This is a genomic window from Sinomonas albida (assembly GCF_004919045.1).
Classification (GTDB): Bacteria; Actinomycetota; Actinomycetes; order Actinomycetales; family Micrococcaceae; genus Sinomonas; species Sinomonas albida.
The window spans coordinates 1-2245 of the sequence record NZ_SWDW01000029.1 but is presented as its reverse complement, the minus strand read 5'-3'; the positions used below and the strand labels follow the sequence as shown (position 1 = coordinate 2245).

Annotated in this window: 2 protein-coding genes and 1 pseudogene; all 3 read left to right on the top strand. The window is 72.2% G+C overall.

The window, feature by feature from the left end; all coding sequences use genetic code 11:
* A pseudogene (locus E6A26_RS17475) lies at positions 1-336 on the top strand (hypothetical protein); the annotation flags it as partial.
* Positions 333-1181 (top strand): methyltransferase domain-containing protein, encoded by an 849-nt coding sequence (locus E6A26_RS17470; RefSeq protein ID WP_136612484.1) that lies wholly within the window; start codon positions 333-335, stop codon positions 1179-1181. The pseudogene E6A26_RS17475 and the gene E6A26_RS17470, both read left to right, overlap by 4 nt.
* Positions 1178-2122, top strand: a complete 945-nt coding sequence (locus E6A26_RS17465) for an ABC transporter substrate-binding protein (protein ID WP_136612483.1) — start codon at positions 1178-1180, stop codon at positions 2120-2122. Before E6A26_RS17470 ends, E6A26_RS17465 begins: the two co-directional genes overlap by 4 nt.
* Positions 2123-2245: the final 123 nt, after the last annotated feature.

Genomic DNA, 2245 nt, shown 5'->3' with positions numbered 1-2245 from the left:
TTCATGATCGTCGTCCAGGACTTCCAGGACCCCTACACCCTCAACGTCAAGCAGCTCATGAAGTGCTGCGTCGAGGAGATCACCCCCGACGGGCGGCTCATCCCCTTCTGCGCCTACAACTCCGTCGGCTACCGCGAGCAGGTCCGCGCCCAGATGTCCGGCGTCCCGGTGGCGGACGTCGCCCCCAACGCCGCCGGCATCCAGCACCTCCTCGCCCCGACCCCGTACGGCTCCAAGACAGCGGCCGACGGCGGGCACCCGGCCCCCGACGGGACGATGCCGGAGCGCAGCACGGCCTCCCAGACGAATCTGGGCATGCCGGCGGTGCGCCGATGAGCTCACCCGGCGCGGCCTGGGGGCCCCCGGCGGCGGATCCGGATGCTGCCAAGGCCTGCTGCGCGGCCGGGTACGGCACCGACGCCGTCGCGCTCCTGCTCGGACCCAGCTACCACCCTGGCGGGGCCGAGCTGACCCGCCGCCTCGCCCGCGCCCTGGGCCTGGGCCCCGGGAGCCGGGTGCTGGACGTCGCCTCTGGGCAGGGCACGACGGCGCTGCTGCTCGCCCGGGAGTTCGGCTGCACCGTGACCGGGATCGACCTCGGCACACGGCAGGTCGGGCAGGCCACCGCGGCAGCAGCAAGCGAGGGCCTGGACCGGCTCGTGCGCTTCACCGTCGCCGACGCCGAAGACCTGCCCTTCGAGGATGCCTCATTCGACGCCGTGGTGTGCGAGTGCGCCCTCTGCACTTTCCCGGACAAGGCCAGCGCCGCGGCCGAGTTCGCTCGTGTCCTCGCCCCCGGTGGGACGGTGGGGATCACCGACGTCACCGTCCAGGGCGGGCGCCTGCCCGAGCCCCTCACCGGGATGGCCGCGTGGATCGCCTGCATCGCCGACGCCCGCAGCCGGCAGGACTACGCACAGCTGCTCTCGGCCGCGGGGCTGGCCGTCGAACGCACAGAGGCCCACAGCGGTGCCATCGCCCGGATGCTCGAGGTGATCGAGGCCCGCCTCGCCGTCCTGGCCATGACCGCCCCCGACGCACTCGCCTCCGCTGGCATCGACCCCGCCGCCGTGCGGCCCTACACACGCACCGTGCGCGACCAGATCGCCACCGGCGCGATCGGCTACGGCCTCATCACCGCCCGCAAGCCCCGACCGACCACGGGAGGAACCCGACCATGACCATCTACCGACGTCTCGCCCGCGCCGCCGCCCTGACCGCCGTCCCCGTCCTCGCACTCGCCCTGTCCGCGTGCGGGGGCTCGTCAAGCCCGCTCTCCACGGCGCCCGTCTCGGGCCAGGCCAGCGCGGGCGGCCCGATCGTGGTGGGCTCGGCGAACTTCACCGAGAGTGAGATCCTCGCCGACATCTACGCCGGGGCGCTCAACGGAGCCGGCGTGCAGGCGACCACGAGGACCGGGATCGGTTCCCGCGAGGTCTACGTCAAGGCCCTCCAGGACGGCTCGATCGACGCCGTGCCGGACTACTCGGGCAACCTCCTGCGCTACTTCGAAAAGAACGCCACCGCCGTGAGCGCCGCGGACGTCATGAAGGCCCTGCCCGCCGCCACGCCGCAGGGCCTCGCCGTCCTGGACCCGGCCAACGCCGAGGACAAGGACTCCATCGTGGTCACCCAGGCCACCGCGGACAAGTACAGCCTCAAGACGCTCGCCGACCTCGGCAAGGTCTGCGACCAGATCTCCCTGGGCATGCCGCCCGAGGCCAAGGACCGCCCGCAGGGCCTGCCCGGCCTCAAGGCCAAGTACGGCTGCACCCCCAAGCAGTTCGTCCCGCTCAGCGACAGCGGCGGCCCCGTCACCGTCAAGGCGCTCCTGGACGACCAGATCCAGGCCGCGGACGTGTTCACGACCTCGCCGCTCATCTCCCAGAACCACCTCGTCACCCTCTCTGACCCGCAGAACAACTTCGCCGCCCAGCAGGTCGTCCCGCTCGTGCGCACCGACCGGATCAACGACAAGGCCAAGGGAGTGCTGGACAAGGTCCAGGCCGCGCTGACCACTGCGGACCTCGTCAAGCTCAACGACGAGGTCTCCGGCAGCGCCAAGGAGGACCCCAAGGCCGCCGCCGACGCGTGGCTGAAGGAGAAGGGGCTCGTCGGCTGAGGTGATGACTGCGGGCCGGCCCGCCCGTCACCCTTGGAGGACGGGGCCGGCCGGCGGCGGCAGCCCCGCTTCCGGGCGGCCTTGGGAGAAGAGGAGAAGACGACTAACACCCTCGCACGGACC